1 protein-coding gene is annotated in these 1,109 nt (G+C 59.2%); it reads right to left on the bottom strand.

Annotation, left to right across the window (positions count from 1 at the left end):
• On the bottom strand, window positions 1-1,100 hold a 1,100-nt coding region (locus EOL86_15430; GenBank protein NCD26961.1), incomplete at its 3' end, for an ISL3 family transposase.
• Window positions 1,101-1,109: the final 9 nt, after the last annotated feature.

The raw sequence follows: 1,109 nt of genomic DNA, 5'->3' as shown, positions 1-1,109 counted from the left end.
CTGGCTCTCGCCGCCTGGAACAGGCCATTGTAGCCTTCGAGCCTCGCATTGGTGTGCAAGGAATGCCAACGATGAAGTATTCGCGGCAAGTGCCTCTCGAAGCTTGCCAGTGCGCTCCTCACAGGCTCCAGGAGCGGGCAGTCGGCAGCATACTCCGCCGCATGCTTGAGAAAATGGGTGATGCGCCACTTGGCGGCCTGCTTTGATTCGGCCCGCCGCACCCAGCGAAGAAGTTCTTTGACACGGTAGGCCTTGGCGGTAGCGAAACCCTGCTCGACGAGCTCCAGGAGAGCATTCTCTTGATGCTGCGTGCGTTCTTTTTCAGCGCCCTTGAGCACGGCCCAACGGGTGTGGTCCGGCAGCTTTGTCTGCCTGGCTTCTAGCTTTCTGACTTCATCGACGGCCTTGGTGAAGAGCTGGACCACATGGAACCAGTCGACTGTCACCGAAGCGGACTTGAACTCCTGTTCGACTGCGGAAAGGAACGCCGGCGACATGTCGCAGACAACTTCGACGATGTTCTCGGGACGACCCTCATGGGCTTCGATGAACGCGCAGAATTTCGTCAGGCAATCCTTGCCCTTGCCGGGAGTCGCAAAGAGCACGGGCTTGTCGGAGCGGTCCAGGTCGATGAAGACGGTAATATAGTTGTGGCCTCGTTTGGAGGCGGTCTCGTCCAGGCCGATTGCCTTAAGGCTCTTCAGGTTCAGCGCGGCGATGGCTTTGGACACATAATGGCGGACGATCCGCCACAAGCGCTTGTCCGTGACCTCAACGTGTCGGGCTACGGCGCTGACCGGCATCTCGCGGACGAGGCTCATGACCACCTGCTCGAAAAGCAGAGTGAAGCGGCTGCCTTCCCTGGCCCATGGTGCTTCCACGCGACGGATTCCGTGTTCCGGGCAGTTGATCCTCGGGAGCCGGGCCGTAAGGTAGCAATGATGCTGGAAGAAGTTGAGATGCCGCCACGTGTACTCCTTGAAGTCATGCGCCTTGCACGCGGTGCCGCACTCAGGGCACGGATACAGCGCTCCACGGTCGGCACCGATCTCCAGATGGAGCTTGGTTGGCGTATGTTCTGTATCAAGGCGTTGACTCATAACTTTCCA

It is taken from the genome of Deltaproteobacteria bacterium, assembly GCA_009930495.1.
In the GTDB taxonomy this organism is placed as follows: Bacteria; Desulfobacterota; Desulfovibrionia; order Desulfovibrionales; family Desulfomicrobiaceae; genus Desulfomicrobium.
This window is presented reverse-complemented; position numbering and strand designations above follow the sequence as displayed.